The organism is Asaia sp. A2, assembly GCF_057319415.1.
In genome coordinates this window covers 224,681-240,381 of the sequence record NZ_JBXWTO010000001.1, presented here as the reverse complement: position 1 = coordinate 240,381, position 15,701 = coordinate 224,681, and the positions used below count along the sequence as shown (strand labels likewise).

Annotated in this window: 17 protein-coding genes; 15 read left to right on the top strand and 2 right to left on the bottom strand. The window is 59.4% G+C overall.

Annotated elements, in window-relative coordinates; translation table 11 throughout:
• Nucleotides 1-12: 12 nt before the first annotated feature.
• The 9 genes from dxr to gloA all read left to right on the top strand — a co-directional run bounded on the left by dxr (nt 13) and on the right by gloA (nt 9,798).
• Entirely contained in the window at nt 13-1,215 is a 1,203-nt protein-coding gene (gene dxr / locus ACWNRM_RS01095; protein WP_485169106.1) for a 1-deoxy-D-xylulose-5-phosphate reductoisomerase, read from the top strand.
• Nucleotides 1,208-2,293: an RIP metalloprotease RseP gene (rseP, locus tag ACWNRM_RS01090; protein WP_485169105.1), complete on the top strand. Its 1,086-nt coding sequence runs from the start codon at nt 1,208-1,210 to the stop codon at nt 2,291-2,293. Before dxr ends, rseP begins: the two co-directional genes overlap by 8 nt.
• 192 nt (nt 2,294-2,485) lie before the next feature.
• Nucleotides 2,486-4,918 carry an outer membrane protein assembly factor BamA gene (bamA, locus tag ACWNRM_RS01085; protein ID WP_485169104.1) on the top strand — a complete coding sequence of 811 codons (2,433 nt, stop codon included), beginning with the start codon at nt 2,486-2,488 and terminating at the stop codon, nt 4,916-4,918.
• Nucleotides 4,919-4,989: 71 nt separating this feature from the next.
• Nucleotides 4,990-5,901, top strand: a complete 912-nt coding sequence (locus tag ACWNRM_RS01080) for an OmpH/Skp family outer membrane protein (protein ID WP_485169103.1) — start codon at nt 4,990-4,992, stop codon at nt 5,899-5,901.
• Nucleotides 5,902-5,907: 6 nt separating this feature from the next.
• Complete coding sequence (gene lpxD / locus ACWNRM_RS01075; protein WP_485169102.1) at nt 5,908-6,969, top strand: UDP-3-O-(3-hydroxymyristoyl)glucosamine N-acyltransferase; 1,062 nt, start codon at nt 5,908-5,910, stop codon at nt 6,967-6,969.
• A gap of 247 nt (nt 6,970-7,216) precedes the next feature.
• On the top strand, nt 7,217-7,636 hold the full coding sequence (gene fabZ / locus ACWNRM_RS01070; RefSeq protein ID WP_485169304.1) for a 3-hydroxyacyl-ACP dehydratase FabZ: 420 nt from the start codon (nt 7,217-7,219) through the stop codon (nt 7,634-7,636).
• 21 nt (nt 7,637-7,657) lie between these two features.
• Nucleotides 7,658-8,509 (top strand): acyl-ACP--UDP-N-acetylglucosamine O-acyltransferase, encoded by an 852-nt coding sequence (gene lpxA / locus ACWNRM_RS01065; RefSeq protein WP_485169101.1) that lies wholly within the window; start codon nt 7,658-7,660, stop codon nt 8,507-8,509.
• Nucleotides 8,506-9,348, top strand: coding sequence for an LpxI family protein (locus ACWNRM_RS01060; RefSeq protein WP_485169100.1), 843 nt, complete (start codon nt 8,506-8,508; stop codon nt 9,346-9,348). The genes lpxA and ACWNRM_RS01060 overlap by 4 nt, the downstream gene beginning before the upstream one ends.
• A gap of 54 nt (nt 9,349-9,402) precedes the next feature.
• Complete coding sequence (gloA, locus tag ACWNRM_RS01055; RefSeq protein ID WP_023978520.1) at nt 9,403-9,798, top strand: lactoylglutathione lyase; 396 nt, start codon at nt 9,403-9,405, stop codon at nt 9,796-9,798.
• A gap of 73 nt (nt 9,799-9,871) precedes the next feature.
• Here gloA and ACWNRM_RS01050 read toward each other — a convergent pair whose 3' ends face one another.
• The gene (locus ACWNRM_RS01050) at nt 9,872-10,084 is read right to left on the bottom strand and encodes a hypothetical protein (RefSeq protein WP_485169099.1); all 213 of its coding nucleotides are present in this window, start codon (nt 10,082-10,084) and stop codon (nt 9,872-9,874) included.
• A 148-nt stretch (nt 10,085-10,232) separates the two neighbouring features.
• Between ACWNRM_RS01050 and rpmH the strand changes: the two genes are divergently transcribed.
• The 6 genes from rpmH to argB all read left to right on the top strand — a co-directional run bounded on the left by rpmH (nt 10,233) and on the right by argB (nt 14,474).
• Nucleotides 10,233-10,367 (top strand): 50S ribosomal protein L34, encoded by a 135-nt coding sequence (gene rpmH, locus ACWNRM_RS01045; protein WP_023978518.1) that lies wholly within the window; start codon nt 10,233-10,235, stop codon nt 10,365-10,367.
• Between the two features lie 7 nt (nt 10,368-10,374).
• The gene (gene rnpA, locus ACWNRM_RS01040) at nt 10,375-10,716 is read left to right on the top strand and encodes a ribonuclease P protein component (RefSeq protein WP_485169098.1); all 342 of its coding nucleotides are present in this window, start codon (nt 10,375-10,377) and stop codon (nt 10,714-10,716) included.
• Nucleotides 10,713-10,946: a membrane protein insertion efficiency factor YidD gene (yidD, locus tag ACWNRM_RS01035; protein ID WP_485169097.1), complete on the top strand. Its 234-nt coding sequence runs from the start codon at nt 10,713-10,715 to the stop codon at nt 10,944-10,946. Before rnpA ends, yidD begins: the two co-directional genes overlap by 4 nt.
• A 164-nt stretch (nt 10,947-11,110) precedes the next feature.
• Nucleotides 11,111-12,880, top strand: a complete 1,770-nt coding sequence (gene yidC / locus ACWNRM_RS01030) for a membrane protein insertase YidC (RefSeq protein ID WP_485169096.1) — start codon at nt 11,111-11,113, stop codon at nt 12,878-12,880.
• Nucleotides 12,877-13,554, top strand: a complete 678-nt coding sequence (yihA, locus tag ACWNRM_RS01025) for a ribosome biogenesis GTP-binding protein YihA/YsxC (RefSeq protein ID WP_062164926.1) — start codon at nt 12,877-12,879, stop codon at nt 13,552-13,554. Before yidC ends, yihA begins: the two co-directional genes overlap by 4 nt.
• A complete protein-coding gene (argB, locus tag ACWNRM_RS01020) occupies nt 13,551-14,474 on the top strand; it encodes an acetylglutamate kinase (protein ID WP_485169095.1) in 924 nt (307 codons plus the stop codon). Before yihA ends, argB begins: the two co-directional genes overlap by 4 nt.
• Here the strand turns inward: argB and ACWNRM_RS01015 are convergent, their stop codons facing one another.
• Complete coding sequence (locus tag ACWNRM_RS01015; RefSeq protein WP_485169094.1) at nt 14,475-15,518, bottom strand: GGDEF domain-containing protein; 1,044 nt, start codon at nt 15,516-15,518, stop codon at nt 14,475-14,477.
• Nucleotides 15,519-15,701: the final 183 nt, after the last annotated feature.

Below are 15,701 nucleotides of genomic sequence, written 5' to 3'. Positions count from 1 at the left end.
TATCCTGGGATCATGACCGCCTCACCACGTAGCATCACCGTTCTTGGCAGTACTGGCAGCATCGGATGCTCTACGATCGATCTTCTGTTGGCCGAGCCTGAGCGTTTTCGGATCCGGGCGCTTGTCGGTGGGCGTAACGTGGCGCTGCTTGCAGAACAGGCGATAGCCCTGCACGCAGAGGTTGCAGTTATCAACGATGAATCCCTGCTGGATGAACTGCGAGATCGGCTCAGAGGCAGCGGCGTGCAGGCAGCTGGTGGTCGTCAGGCGGTCATCGAGGCAGCCGCGATGGAGGCAGACTGGACGATGGCGGCCATTACCGGGGCTGCTGGGCTGGAGCCGACTCTGGCAGCGACACGTAATGGCCGCGCCATCGCGCTGGCCAACAAGGAGGCGCTCGTCAGTGCGGGTGACGTGATGCTGCGTGAGGTCGCGGCAGCAGGTGCAACGCTGCTCCCGGTCGACTCAGAGCATAACGCCATTTTTCAAAGCCTGACGGGCAGTCCGATCGAGAGCGTTGAGAAGATCGTGCTGACGGCGTCTGGTGGTCCGTTCCGGTGCGCTTCCATCGAGACCATGCGCGCCGCGACGCCTGAACATGCACTGAAGCATCCGACATGGAGCATGGGGGCCAAAATCACGATCGATTCTGCGTCGATGGCCAATAAGGGCCTTGAGGTGATCGAGGCTGCCCGCATTTTCGGCCTGAGCAATGCGCAGATCGACGTGCTGGTTCATCCTCAATCGGCTGTTCATGGCATGGTGCAGTTTCGTGATGGCAGCCTGATTGCGCAGCTTGGTGCGCCCGACATGCGCGTACCCATTGCCAATACCCTGGCATGGCCCGACCGCATGCAGACCAATGCGCCGCGTCTGGATCTGGCGGCGCTCGCCCGTCTGGATTTTGAAGCGCCCGACGAGGTGCGTTTCCCCGCGCTGCGTCTGGCCCGTGAGGCCCTTTGTGCCGGAGCGGCGTCCCCCACCATTTTCTCTGCGGCCAACGAGATCGCCGTTGAGGCCTTTCTTGGTCGTCGCATTGGCTTCCTCGGCATCGGCGATACGATTGCCCACGCAATGGACAAGCTCGGGGCACCGAAGCTCGATACGCTCGACGACGTGCTGCACTGGGATGCGGAAGCTCGTAGGGTGGCAGAGATTTTCGTATCGCGCGAGCGCAACAATTCCCTGAACGGCGCGGAGACGCTTCATGCATGAATTCGCGGTGACGATCCTTGCCTTCGCCCTCATCCTGGGGGTGCTCGTCTTTGTTCACGAGATGGGGCACTACCTCGCCGCGCGCTGGCGCGGGGTGAAGGTGGATACGTTCTCCATCGGTTTCGGGCCGGCGCTTTATCGCTGGCATGATCGCACAGGAACTGAATGGCGCATTTCAGCCATTCCGCTCGGCGGTTTCGTCAAGCCGCATGGGTTCGAAGATCCCGAGGACGCAACGCCCGAGCAGAAAGCCTCCTGGGTCCCTGGTCAGACATTTCACGACAAGCCGGTTGGCTCGCGTATGCTGGTCATCGTCATGGGGCCTGTGTTCAATTTCGTTTTCGCTATCATGCTTTTCACGGCTCTCTATGTCGCCGTCGGCAAGCCCGAGTTGAAGAACGAAATTGCGCAGGTTGTGCCTCACAGCGCGGCTGAAAAGGCGGGATTGCAGAAGGGGGATATCATCACCCGGCTGGGCTCGCTCGATGTCTTCAACTTTGCCGATATCCAGGCGCACGCCGTCAAGATGCCTGGGGAAAGCACGACATTAGGGATCCATCGTGGTGACAAGGATCTGAGCCTGCCCATTACGCTGGATCGTGTGCCGGGCAAGCTCGGTGCGCCCGATACAGGTAGCATAGGCATCATGGCGCAGCTTGTGCCAGGCAAGCCAATGGGTTTCGCGAGCGCTGTAACGGCAGGACTGCATGAAACCTGGCTTGTTTCGGTGCAGACCCTGCAAGGTGTGTGGCAAATCGTCACGGGTCACCGCAGCGCCCGTGAATTGGGTGGCACAATCAGGATCGCTCAGCTTTCAGGGCAGGTGGCCCATTATGGTTTTGCCAGCATTTTGTCCTTCATGGCGCTGCTCTCGATCAATCTCGGGTTGATCAACCTGTTCCCCATCCCCTTGCTCGATGGTGGGCGGCTCGTCTTTTACGCAGCCGAGGCTGTGCGGGGGAAGCCCGTCTCGCGCAAGATCCAGGAAATCAGCTATCAGGCTGGTTTTGCAATTATTGCAGCGCTCTTCCTGTTTTCCACATTCAACGACCTATCGAATCTCGGTCTGTTTCGATAGAAAAACGCTGGCAACTGCCCGCCTGACACAGAGTGTTACGACACTTCATGAGGCGAGGCGCTTGCTCAGGGGTTATAAACCGGATAGGTCCGGTGGAAGCGGGACAGGCAAAGGTCATCGCTTCGTTGCATAAATTTAAATTGTCTGAAATAAACCTTCACGTCGGGTTGATGAAGTTAAGGAACGTCCGTCTTGTCAGGTAAACGCCTCGTTCTTCTTGCTTCGGTCTGCATACTCCCTGTTTGGGCAGGGAAGGCCGAGGCTCAGAAAACCCGCCGTCCGTCGCATCACCAGGTAGCCGCATCGCGGCAGGCCAATGGGCAGATGATCGAGGCGATCGACGTGAAGGGTAATACCCGCATCGAAACCAGCACCGTGCTGTCCTATATGGTGGTGCAGCCCGGTGACCGTTTCAACCAGGACGATCTCGATCGTTCGCTCAAGACGTTGTATGCGACCGGTCTGTTCAAGGACGTGACACTGCGCCGTACAGGCAGCACGCTGAACGTGGACCTTGTGGAGAACCCCATCGTCAATCGCATTGCCTTCGAGGGCAATCATGCGGTGAAGGATGAAGATCTGCGCAAGGAAATCGCCATGCGACCGCGCGCCGTGTTCTCCTCGCAGGCGGCCGCGGCTGATCGTCAGAAGCTGCTCGATCTGTATGCCTCGAAGGCCCGTTTCGGCGCGACCGTTACGCCACAGATCATCAAACTGTCGCATAACCGTGTCGATGTGATCTTCAAGATCAACGAAGCCCGCCAGACCCTGATCAACAAGGTCGTGTTCGTCGGCAACAAGGCGTTCAGCGAAGCCCGTCTGGCCTCTGTGATCTCGTCCAAGGAGACCGAGTGGTATCGCTTCTTCTCCTCATCGGACGAATACAACCCTGAGCGCGTGAAGTACGATGCCGAATTGCTGCGTCGCTTCTATCTGCACAATGGTTATGTCGATTTCCACATGATCAATGCGACAGGTGAACTCTCACCTGACCGCAAGAACTTCATCATCACCTTCACGGTGGATGAGGGTCCGCGTTATCGTATTGGCAAGATGGATGTGCGTTCCAGCCTTCGTCATGTGGAATCCAAGGACCTCAAGCAGTATATCGATCTGTTCCCGCATCAGTGGTACGACGGTACGGCTATCCAGAACAACGTGACGGGTATGCAGGAGCGTCTGCAGGCGACAGGCCATCCGTTTGCGATGGTTCGTTCCGAGATTGCCCGCAATCCTGAAAAACGCATTGTCGATCTGCTGTTCGATGTGAACGAAGGCCCGCATGTCTATGTCGAGCGCATCGACATCAACGGCAATACGGTGACCAAGGACAAGGTCATCCGTCGTGCGCTACCCATGGCAGAGGGTGATCCGTACACCCCGTTCGATCGCAAGTACTCCAAGGCTGCGCTTCAGGATCTCGGCTATTTCAGCACGGTTTCCGTCGATCAGACCCAGGGTTCGGCACCGGACAAGGTGAACGTTGCGGCCAATGTGGTTGAGAAGCCGACCGGCGAATTCTCGCTTGGCGGTGGTTACTCGACCGACGTTGGTATTCTCGGTAACGGCTCGGTCAAGCAGCATAACCTGCTTGGCACGGGCATGGATGCCGGCATCTCCGGAACGGTTGCGTATTATCAGAAGCAGGTCGATCTCTCGCTGACCGATCCCTACTTCCTGAACCGCAATATCGTTGCTGGTATCGATATCTTCGGTATCGAAAACAACTATCAGACCTATCAGTCCTATAAAGAGGGCCGTTACGGTATGACGCTGCGCATGGGGTATTCGTATAACAACTACCTCTCGCAATCCTGGAGCTACTCGCTGATCGATCGTCGCGTCGGCAACATCTTCAGCCAGAGCGATATTGCGACCTACGGCTATCAGTATGTCCCGTCTTATTACGTGCAGGATTCGGCAGGCTGGTCGCTGCTCTCGCAGCTGAGCACCACGCTTACCTATGACCGTCGCGATAACCGCATGCGTCCGCGCAAGGGCTATGTACTGAACCTGAGCGGCGATTTCGCCGGTGTGGGTGGCGACGTGAAGTATCTGCGCGCCAAGTTCGACGGCCAGTATTATGTGCCGCTCGATTCCGTGACCGGTAACCATGATTGGGGCCTGCAGTTCAAGGGCGGTGTCGGCTATATGGGCGACTGGTCCAAGAGCAGCAATGTCAGCATCATCGACAACTTCTATCTTGGTGGTGAAAACCTCCGCGGCTTCCTGCAGGGTGGTGCCGGTCCGCGTACGGGCCATACAAGCATCGATAACCCGCTACCGGGTCAGGAAGATCTGATCGGTGGTCGCTTCATCTACACGGCGTCCGCCCAGCTCAACTTCCCGCTGCCCATGGGTGAGGATGTCGGGATTTCCGGACGTTACTTCGTCGATGCCGGTAGCCTTGCAGGGCTGCGCGTGAAGAATCTGTACACCAACCCGACGCAGGCCAAATACACGCCTGTCACGGGTAACACGCTCACACCGCGCGTCACCACGGGTCTCGGTATTTCCTGGAAAAGCCCGTTTGGCCTCGTGAACATCGACGCCGCCGTGCCGATCCGCAAGTCGCGCAACGACCGTCTCTACCCGATCCGTTTCGGCTTCGGGCAGCAATTCTGATCTCCGCTTACCGCTCTGTGCTATCGCCCGCCAAGAAGGCGATAGCCACCCGGTCTTGAACAGAGGTTTCCATGTCCATTTTCTCGGCAGCCCGCTTCGTGGCTGCTTCGGCACTGCTCGCTTCCGTCAGCCTGCCGAGCCTGGCCCAGGCACAATCTGCCCAGAACGCCTCCGGCAATGGTGGCTGGTTTGTCCCCAAGACGGCCCAGCAACCGGCTCCTGCCGCGCCGCATCCGGCTCGCCGCGTTCCCGTCGCGCAGCCCATGGCGCAGGATGCTGATGAACCGATGCAGCAGCCGGAAACACCGCCCGTTCTGCCGCAGCCTCCTATTCCTGACTCGCCCGATCTGCCCAAGGCGGCACCGCCGCCGGCCGCCCTGCTTGGTGTGATCAGCATTCCGACCGTCATGCGTCTCTCCAGCGCTGCCGCCGAGGCGCAGCGTGTTCTGGGCGAGCGCCGCGACAAGCTCGCCGCTGCGGCCCAGAAGGAGCAGGCTGGCTGGCGTGCCGAGCAGCAGAAGCTGCAGGAAAGCGCCCGCACGCTGACTTCAGAGCAGATCCAGCTGCGTGAGCGTCATTTGCAGGAGCGTCGTGCCAAGGCGCAGCGTGATTTTGCCAATCGCGCCCGGATCATTCAGGAAGCAGCCAATGTTTCCCTGAACCAGATCGAGCGTGAGCTGGTTCGTATCGTGCGTCAGGTTGCTGCATCCCACAGCATGAACCTCGTTCTGCATAGCGAACAGGTCGCCCTGCATGTCGATGGTCAGGACATCACGGAAGAGACAGCCAAGGTTCTGAACAAGGTGCTGCCGCACGTCTTCATTCCTGCTGAGGATGTCGATCCCGAAGTGCTGGCAAAGTCGGGCAAGATGCCGACCACTGCGGATGAAGATACGAACTCGCAAGTTGGCCCCGGTCCCGCCGCACCGTCGGCGGCTCCTGCACCACAAGCCGCTCCTGCCTCCATCCTCAGAAAGCACTGATCTGTCATGACGCTTTCCCTGCCAGACGCTCTCCCCGGCGATCCCCGCTTCTTCGGACGTCAGGGACCGTTCTCGATCCAGTCGCTTGCCGAGTGGGCGGATGCCGAGATCGTGGGGCAGAGTGAGGCGGGTCAGCGCATGTTGCGTGGTGTGGCGCCTCTTCAGGCGGCTACTGCGCAGGAAGTGAGCTTTCTGGATAACAGGCGCTATCTGCCGCTCCTGGCAGAAACCAAGGCTGGTGCCGTCATTCTTGCGCCGGCGTTCAAGGACAAGCTTCCCGAGGGCGTGGTCGGGCTGGTCAGCAAGTCTCCTTACCTTGCATGGGCCCGTATTGCCGCCCGTTTCCACCCGGTGCCCCCATCGCGCCCCGGCGTACATCCAACAGCGTTTGTCGATGAAAGCGCAGTCCTGGGCGAGGGTGTCGAGATTGGCCCGTTCGCAACGATTGGCGCCAATGTGCAGATCGAGGCGGGGAGCGTCATCGGTCCTCACGCAGATGTGGCGCAGGGTGTCGTGATTGGCGCATCGTGCCGCATCGGCGCGCATGTCTCGCTGTCTCATGCCATTCTCGATGATCGTGTCACCCTCTATCCGGGTGCGCGTATTGGACAGGATGGCTTCGGCTTTGCTGTCGGACCAGCAGGGTTCGAGACCGTCCCGCAGCTGGGGCGCGTCATTCTGGGTCATGATGTCGAGATCGGTGCGAACTCGACCATTGACCGTGGTTCCATGCGCGACACTGTAATCGGGGCAGGGACGCGCATCGATAATCTTGTCCAGATCGGCCACAATGCGCAGCTCGGTCGCTGCTGTATCGTGGTGTCGCAGGCTGGTATTTCCGGTTCGACAGAACTGGGTGATTTCGTCACGATTGCCGCTCAGGCAGGTCTGATCGGTCATATCAAGATCGGCGAAAAGGCCCGCGTTGGCGCACAATGCGGTGTGATGTCGGATGTCGAGGCCGGTGCAGATGTCATTGGCAGCCCCGCCATGCCCTTCCGCGAGTTCTTCCGCAATGTCGCCTTTCTGCGCCGCCTGGCCAAGAAGGACGGCAAGCCCGACGCCTGAGCACCACCGGTCAGGCGGTGGTCATGACTACAGAGTTTTGCTAGAAGCAGGCGGACACGTTAAACCTGTTGTCATGTAACTGACAATTGGGCGCGGTTGGCAGGGCCTACCCGCTCAGGAACGAGAAGTGAGCAGAACATTGGACGCCTCTGCGGAAGAGAAAAACAAGGAAGTAACGGCGCAGGCCGGCAAGGTTGACAACGGCGAAGCCGAAGTCGCGACAGTGGATATCGAGGCTATCGATATCATGCGTATCATGGCCGCTATCCCGCATCGCTATCCCTTCCTGATGATCGACAAGATGGTCGATATCAAGCTTGGTGAGTCGGCAACCGGCATCAAGAACGTCACCATCAACGAACCGTTTTTTACCGGGCATTTTCCGGCGCAGCCCGTCATGCCGGGCGTGCTCATTGTCGAAGCCATGGCCCAGACAGCGGCGACGCTGGTCGTGCTGACGCTGGGGGAGGCTTTTGAAGGCAAGCTCGTTTATTTTATGACAATCGAGGGTGCCAAGTTCCGCCGGCCGGTCGGCCCCGGTGATCAGCTGCATATTACTGTCGTGAAGGAGCGCGCCCGCGCCAATGTCTGGCGGTTCAAGGGTGTTGCACGCGTCGAAGGCGTGTCGGTTGCCGAGGCGACCTTCAGCGCCATGATCATGGGTTAAAACAGCTTCGTGGATCGTTCCGTGTCAAATTGGCCCAGCACTGTCAGCATTCATCCCAGCGCCCTGGTCGCGCCCGAGGCGATACTGGGTGAGAATGTCACCATCGGGCCTTGGTGTTCCGTTGGCCCCGATGTGTCCATCGGGGAGGGGACGCGCCTTCATGCCAATGTCCTCATCGACGGGTTGACCGAGATCGGTGCGCAGGTTGAAGTCTTTCCATTCGTTACGATCGGTCTTGCGCCGCAGGACTTGAAATACAAGGGTGAACCGACACGTTGCGTGATTGGTGCCCATACCGTCATTCGTGAAAACGTGACGATCCATCGTGGTACTGCGCAGGGAACGGCGCTTACCCAGGTCGGTTCGCACTGCCTGATCATGGCCAATGCCCATGTCGCGCATGACTGCATGATCGGTGATGGCGTGATTATCGTGAACAACGTGGTCATGGGCGGTCATGTCGAGATTGGCGATGGTGCCCGTGTGATGGGGGCTGCTGCGCTGCACCAGTTCGTGCGTATCGGTCGCGGTGCGCTGGTTGGTGGCGTATGCGGTGTCGAAGCTGACGTCATTCCCTATGGCAGTGTGCTTGGCAACCGGGCGCGTCTCGTAGGATTGCACTGGATCTGGCTGCGTCGCCAGGGCGTCAGTGCCGAAGAGATCCAGCAGATGCGTCGCGCTTTCCGTGTCCTCTACCCGCGCACCGGTCGCAATGAGCAGGTGCTCGAAGCCCGTCTTGCGGCTGTCAAGCGTGATTTTCCTGACAGCCCTCGCGTGCAGGAAATCATCGCTTTCATGGAGGTCCAGAGTCGGCGTGGCCTTGTCCGCGCCGCCAGCCCTGCGCAGATCTCCGCCGAGACGGAGGGCGTGTGACTGCCGCGCCGGTCGGTATTCTGGCAGGGGGCGGTCCGCTCCCTTTCCAGGTAGCCGATTCAGTGCGCGCCCAAGGGGGAGAGGTTTTTATCATCGGGTTTCAGGATTTTGTTGATCCCGATCTTATCCGTGCTTGGCCACATCGTATCATCCGTCTGGCTGCGGCGGGCGAAATTCTCTCGACACTTCGTGCGGCTGGTTGCCGCGATATCGTGCTTATCGGCCCGGTAAAGCGACCGGCCCTGCGTGATCTGCGTCCCGACGCCGAAGGCGCGCGTCTGCTCGCCCGGGTCGGGCGCGCGCTTTTCTCCGGTGACGACGGATTGCTCGGCGCGCTCGTGAGGATTTTCGGTGAAGAGGGCTTTCGCGTCCGAGGCGCCCATGAATTCCTGACCCGCTCGCTCGGTCGCCCCGGCGCCATGGGGCGATACGCACCGGATGATCTTGCATTGAGTGACATCAGACGCGGCATTGCGGTTGTGCGTGGGCTCGGTGCGCTGGATATCGGGCAGGGGTGCATCGTGCAGGATAGCCTTGTTCTCGCCGTAGAGGCGATTGAAGGGACGGATGCCATGATTGCGCGGGCAGGCGGGCTGCGTCAGCTTGGCCCCGGCGGGGTGCTGGTAAAGATGCTGAAACCCGGCCAGGAAAAGCGGGCCGACATGCCAACGATCGGCCCTCGAACCATCCAGAACGCCGCCACTGCCGGGTTGCGTGGCATCGCGTTCGAGACGGGAGGCACCCTTCTGACAGATCCGGCCGCTTGCGAGGCAACCGCCGACCGCTCAGGTCTGTTTCTCTATGGTCTGAGCCCGGCCGAACTGCTGGGCGCTGACTGATCATCCTGTCCGGTGTGCAGCGCATTCCGGACCCAACTGCCCGGGAGAGCCACAATGGCAAGCTATCTGCACACGATGATACGCGTTCAGGATCTCGACAAGAGCGTTGCTTTCTACAAGATTCTGGGGATGCGTGAGATCCGTCGTCGCGAAGTGCCCGATGGTCGCTACACACTGGTTTATATGGGGTTCAACGACAACGCCCATGGTGAGGCGGAAGTTGAGCTCACCTATAACTGGGATCAGGAAGGCCCTTATGAGCTCGGAACGGGCTTTGGGCATTTTGCGATCGGCGTGCCTGATGCGGCCCGTACCGTCGAGACGGTCCGAAGCAATGGCGGCAAGGTCACGCGCGAAGCGGGGCCAGTCAAGTTCGGCACAACAATCATCGCCTTCGTTGAAGACCCCGATGGCTACAAGATCGAGATCATCCAGAAGGACACGTTCTGAAGGAAGGTCGGGCGGGTGCATAATTCACCCGCCTTGCGCCTCGCCCGGATATGGGGCGGGGCGTCTGGCACCCCTAGTTTACCACGCGCGAGCGCTTGAGGCGTTCTGTCGCCTTTTCCAGCGCCTTGACGATGCTGGCAGCGTGCCGTTTGACTGACTCTTCACCATGCGACGTCAGCAGGTCGGCAGCGAGAAGGGCAGTCGCCAGATCGTTGCGCAGATCATGACGAAGCGTCTTCAGTCTCGCTTCGGCATCGGTTGGCGGCGTTTCATCGCGCAGTGTCATGGTCAGACTCCTTGATTTGATTGACAGCGCAGTTTCAGGCCCGTAAAAGCCCGCGCACAGAGGAAGATGGCGTCAGCCTTGTGTCGTCTTCTTGTCGGGGGTGGAGCCAGGGGCCTCACCATCATTCATTGCCTTGAGGAATGACGCCATGAAGCGTACATATCAACCGTCCAAGCTCGTCCGCAAGCGTCGCCACGGCTTCCGTGCACGTATGGAAACCGTCGGTGGCCGTCGCGTCATCAACAACCGTCGCGCCAAGGGCCGCAAGAAGCTCTCGGCCTGATTCCGACTTGGCGGGTCTGCCTCAAAAACTTCGGAAAAGACCCGAATTTCTTCGGGTTGCGAGCCGCGGGCGCAAAGTCGCCACATCGGGGCTCGTGCTTCAGGTTCTGAAGACCGAAGACGAGGCGCCGGCCCGCGTCGGCTACACGGTTACCAAAAAAGTCGGGAACGCCGTTGTGCGTAACCGCACCCGCCGCCGCCTTCGGGCGGCGTTGGCGCATGTGGCGCAGGGCCATGCGTTGAGCGCTGTGGATCTGGTGCTCATCGGTCGCGATTCGACACGTGGCCGACCCTTCGGCAAGCTGATTGCCGATCTTGAGCATGCCTTGAAAAAAGGTCAGGCCCTGTGATCGGCCTGGGCAGAAAGCTTCTGCTTTCCTGCCTGCTCGGCGGTCTGCATGTCTATCGCCGCTATATCAGTCCCCAACTCGGTACGAATTGCCGGTTTCACCCGTCGTGCAGTGTTTATGCTCAGGAGGCGTTGCGCCGACACGGTCTGGTGCGCGGGATATGGTTGACCGTGAAGCGGCTGCTGCGCTGTCATCCCTATTGTCGCGGGGGGTATGACCCTGTGCCCTGACCGGGGCGGTGTTGGATGGTTGGGAGGGGCTGTAAAACGCCTAATTCGCCTCCGCCCTATTGTTTTGTGACCCGATTTCGGTCACTTCAACGGCTGCGACCGTGGCATCCTGCCGCCGGGCGCTCAGAATTGTTTACTTTCATGGAAAGACCGGCACTCGGCTGATGGATATCAAGCGCATCCTGGTGGCAACCAGTCTCTCGCTCGCGATCGTGGTCGGCTTCGATTATTTCGTGCCTCAGCACGCAAAGAAAGATGCTGAAACCCAGACGGTCGGGCAGGTTCAGGGCAAACAGCCCCAAGCTGATGGCAAGGTTTCGGCCCTGCCTGTCGCCGCGCCGGGCGGCGCACCTGCGAATGGGCCCGCCGTTCCCAACGGGCCGGCTGGACGCATCGCCATTGAGGGGCCGGATGCAACCGGATCCTTCAGCCTGCGCGGGGCCCGTTTCGACAATCTGGTGCTCACGCATTATTTTGAGACGCTGGACAAGAACTCGCCGCTCGTTCGCCTCCTGGAGACGGATGAAGGGCCGCAGCCGAGCTTTGTCGAACTAGGCTGGCAGGCGCCATCAGGCTCCACGATACGCCTACCGAATGCCAATACCGACTGGTCGAGCGATGACAAGACGCTCTCGCCCGACCACCCGGTTTCCATGCAGTGGGATAACGGTCAGGGTCTGATTTTCCGAATTCAGATCAAGCTTGATCGTCGCTATCTTTTCGCGATTACCCAGAGTGTCGAGAACAAGGCCGGTGGGCCGGTTTCTCTCACGCCCTATCAGCGCGTCGAACGTGATTACAAGCCGCTCGAGACTGGCGGTATGATCGTGCAAGAAGGTCCGCTTTCGGTCATGAATGACCGTCTGGACGAAGAATCCTACAAGACCATGCGCAAGGGCGCTGGCAAACCCGACAACACCGCCTGGTCGGCTGATGGCGTGGGTGGCTGGGCCGGTATCACCGACAAGTACTGGCTGACGGCCATTATCCCCGACCAGAAGGCTGCGGTGACCGTGCGGTATCGTTACGTGCCCAACGCCAAGGAAGGCTCGTACATTGTCGATACGCTCTCGAGCCAGCCGATCCAGATCGCGCCAGGTTCGAATGTTGCGACGACAAGCATGATTTTTGCCGGTGCGAAGGAAGTCAATCTTCTCGACCAGTACACCGACGATCTGCATATTCCCTATTTCTACAAGGCCGTGGATTTCGGCTGGTTTGCGTTTCTGACGCGCCCGATGTTCCATGTGCTGCACTGGCTCTACAGTCATGTCGGCAATTTCGGTATCGCCCTGCTGATCCTGACCCTGATCATCAAGCTGATCCTCTATCCCCTGGCGACGAAATCGTTTGCCTCAATGGCGCGTATGCGCACGCTGGCCCCCCGTATCCAGGCCATTCGTGAGCACAACAAGGGCGATCAGCTGGCACAGAACCAGCAGATCATGGCGCTCTACAAGGAAGAGGGTGTCAATCCGGCGGGTGGCTGTCTGCCGCTGCTCGTTCAGGCCCCGGTCGCGTTCTGCCTTTACAAGGTGCTGAACATCACCATCGAGATGCGCCACGCGCCCTTCTATGGCTGGATCCGCGATCTGTCAGCGCCCGACCCGACCACCATCTTCAATCTGTTTGGCCTGCTGCCATTCAACCCGAGCTTCATGCCCGAGATGCTCCATATCGGCATCTGGCCCATCCTGTTCGGCTTCACCATCTGGCTGATGCAGCGTCAGAGCATGGTGAGCATGGATCCGGCGCAGCAGAAGATCATGCAGTTCATGCCGGTCATCTATACGATCTTCCTTGGTCGTATCTCGGCAGGCATCATCATTTACTACACATGGAACAACGTCCTCAGCTATGGTCAGCAGAAGCTGATCCAGAGCCAGATCGATCGTGCCCAGAAGAAAGGCGGAAAGGCCGTCAGCAAGTCGTGAGCCAGAAAGAAGATCCGACAGTCTTCAGTGACGAGCAGATCGAGGAAGGTCGTCTGCTTTTCGCATCGGAATGCGAATTCTTTTTCGGTGCGCAAAAGCTCGACCAGCTTCCCCCGCTTGCCGGTCCGGAAGTGGCCTTTGCCGGTCGCTCCAATGTGGGCAAGTCCAGCCTCATCAACGCCCTGACCGGACGTAACAGACTGGCTCGCGCCTCTTCCGAGCCGGGACGCACCAAGCAGCTCAATTTCTTCAATCTTGGCGATCGTCTCGCTCTGGTAGACATGCCGGGCTATGGCTTTGCCAAGGCGGCCAAATCGGTCAAGGAAGAATGGCAGACCATGATGTTTGCCTATCTGCGCGGCCGCCCTACGCTTACGCGCGTCTTTCTGCTGCTCGACTCCCGTATCGAGCTGAAGCAGGCAGATCGCGACGTGATGGAAATGCTCGACCGCGCCGCAGTGCTGTTTCAGGTCGTGCTGACCAAGGCAGACTCGATGGGGCCGAACAAGCTCAAGGCCAAGATGGCCGAGGTGCAGGCCGTACTGGCCAAACATGCCGCGGCCTATCCGCATATCGCGACCACAAGCAGCGAGACCGGACTGGGCATCGAGACATTGCGTGCCGAGATCGCCCGGCTTATCGCTGGTGCGTCACCTGAGGGGATGCAGGGATGAGTAAGGATATCCCGGAGCTGACGCTTCCGGACATGAATGATGAGGGGCAGCAGCAGGCGGCTCTTCTGGCAAGCGCATTGCCGTTTCTGCGGCGCTATGCGGGCGATACCATTGTCGTGAAATATGGCGGAAACGCCATGGGCAAGGATCATCTGTCCAGCGCTTTCGGGCGCGATATCGCCTTGCTGAAGCTCGTGGGCATCAACCCCATCGTCGTGCATGGCGGCGGCCCGCAGATCAGCGCCATGCTCAAGCGCCTGAACATCGAATCCCGCTTTGTCGATGGCCTGCGCGTGACCGATCAGGCGGCGATTGACGTTATCGAGATGGTGCTTTCGGGCAGCGTCAACAAGCAGGTGGCCGACCTCATTAATCGCGCCGGGGCTTTGGCTGTCGGCATTTCGGGCAAGGATGGTGGCCTGCTGCAGGCGCGCAAGCTCCTGCATTACAGCCGCGACGCCCGCTCGGGCAATGATGAGGCGCAGGATCTCGGTTTTGTGGGTGAGCCCGTCAAGATCGACCCCCGCGTTCTGTTTTCCTTGCTGGGTTCGGGGCTTATTCCCGTCATCGCACCCGTTGGCGTAGGCGATAAGGGCGAGACCTATAATATCAATGCCGACACGGCGGCTGGTGCCATCGCTGGTAGCGTCAATGCGTCGCGCCTGCTGATGTTGACCGATGTGGCAGGTGTGCTTGACGAAAATGGCAAGCTCATTCCCGAACTGACGGCTGATGAGGCGCGTCGCCGCATTGCCGACGGGTCAATATCGGGTGGCATGATTCCAAAGGTCGAGACCTGTCTCGCTGCGGTCAAGGCAGGGGCCAGTGCGGCTGTGATCCTCGACGGTCGTGTGCCCCATGCCTGCCTGCTGGAGCTTTTCACGCATAAGGGATCAGGCACACTCATCCGCGCCGCCTGATCACGCGCTTTCATGCGCGAAATACCAGTCCAGGTTTTCTTCCTGGGCAATCGAGAGAGCCATGCGGGCTCTCTCGAAAAACACATCGAGCGTATCATGCGATCCCGGCTCACGCGTCACGAGTCCGATCTTGACCGACACAAGCGGATTGGCCCCGGCTGAGCACATATATTTCCGCCGACAGATTTGTTCAGCCCGCTCGACCGAGGCAAAACGGTCGCCGCCATCAAGCCATAGAACGAAACTCTCACGATCGATCTGCCCAATCAGATCGGTAGGCCGGATAGCTCGTTGCAGAAAATTAATGGCATCGCGCACATGAGCAATCTGCTCGATCGCTTCATTGGCGTCACTGGTCTCGTCAGTCTGGATGTCATCCGCGGGGGAGTGGAGCAGCCCGTTAAAGCTGACAAGGATGAGCGTTGCCGGTATCTGCTCGCGATCCAGTCGGGCGAAACGCCGTTCGGCTTTTTCGCGAAACAATGGCCAGACCGGTAGATGGGTCAGAGGATCAAAGGGCAGGGCACGCAGCAACGCACGATAACGATAGTCGACCTCAATCATGGCGGCTGCTGTCTGCGCCAGCGTATTGAGAATACGTCGGCATGATTCGGTGCGTCGTCTCGAAGCGCGGCTGCCATAATAGACAATCAGGCCCATCTCTCCCTGATGGCGTATTTCGGCGATCGCGCGCAGGCACAGGCTGGTAGTTGTTTTTATCTTGCTCGCACGAGTGCTAAAATCCGCGTCGCGCACCGGCCACGAGTGGAGGATGTGGATTTGTGGCTCTGTGGGCGCGGGTATGACCAGGGGGCCGGAACTCATGATGAGGCCCCGCTCGGGGCGCGTCGTCATGCAGAAATGGTCGAAAGCCTGTTTCAGACCATCTGGCACCGATATGGCCGAGCGGAGGATCGCCAGCAGCGCCGCCTCAAGCGCGGCTTCCTTCAGCGTATCAGCTCCTGTTCGTGTGGTAGAGGCGAGGACACGAGACAAGCGCTCGCGAGCCGAGCTCATGATGTCGGAAAGTGAGGCGTCCATCATGAAGATTCCTGGAGCTTGGGGGCTTGTCGAGCCAGCGGCGAGAGACGGATGTCAAAAGCGCAGCTATCGGTGGCGTCTCTGTTTTACTATAGATCGCGGTATTTAATTACTCCTTAACGCACCGTTTGCGGAAGATTCGTTGACTTCCGGGTGCGTCCTGAGCATGGTCCGCTCACTCGAGTA

Bases quoted from the DNA above. Each gene is read 5' to 3' on its own strand.
- dxr (WP_485169106.1), top strand. From the start codon at position 13: ATGACCGCCTCACCACGTAGCATCACCGTTCTTGGCAGTACTGGCAGC.
- rseP (WP_485169105.1), top strand. From the start codon at position 1,208: ATGCATGAATTCGCGGTGACGATCCTTGCCTTCGCCCTCATCCTGGGG.
- ACWNRM_RS01080 (WP_485169103.1), top strand. From the start codon at position 4,990: ATGTCCATTTTCTCGGCAGCCCGCTTCGTGGCTGCTTCGGCACTGCTC.
- lpxD (WP_485169102.1), top strand. From the start codon at position 5,908: ATGACGCTTTCCCTGCCAGACGCTCTCCCCGGCGATCCCCGCTTCTTC.
- fabZ (WP_485169304.1), top strand. From the start codon at position 7,217: ATGCGTATCATGGCCGCTATCCCGCATCGCTATCCCTTCCTGATGATC.
- gloA (WP_023978520.1), top strand. From the start codon at position 9,403: ATGGCAAGCTATCTGCACACGATGATACGCGTTCAGGATCTCGACAAG.
- ACWNRM_RS01050 (WP_485169099.1), bottom strand. From the start codon at position 10,084: ATGACACTGCGCGATGAAACGCCGCCAACCGATGCCGAAGCGAGACTG.
- rpmH (WP_023978518.1), top strand. From the start codon at position 10,233: ATGAAGCGTACATATCAACCGTCCAAGCTCGTCCGCAAGCGTCGCCAC.
- yidC (WP_485169096.1), top strand. From the start codon at position 11,111: ATGGATATCAAGCGCATCCTGGTGGCAACCAGTCTCTCGCTCGCGATC.
- argB (WP_485169095.1), top strand. From the start codon at position 13,551: ATGAGTAAGGATATCCCGGAGCTGACGCTTCCGGACATGAATGATGAG.
- ACWNRM_RS01015 (WP_485169094.1), bottom strand. From the start codon at position 15,518: ATGATGGACGCCTCACTTTCCGACATCATGAGCTCGGCTCGCGAGCGC.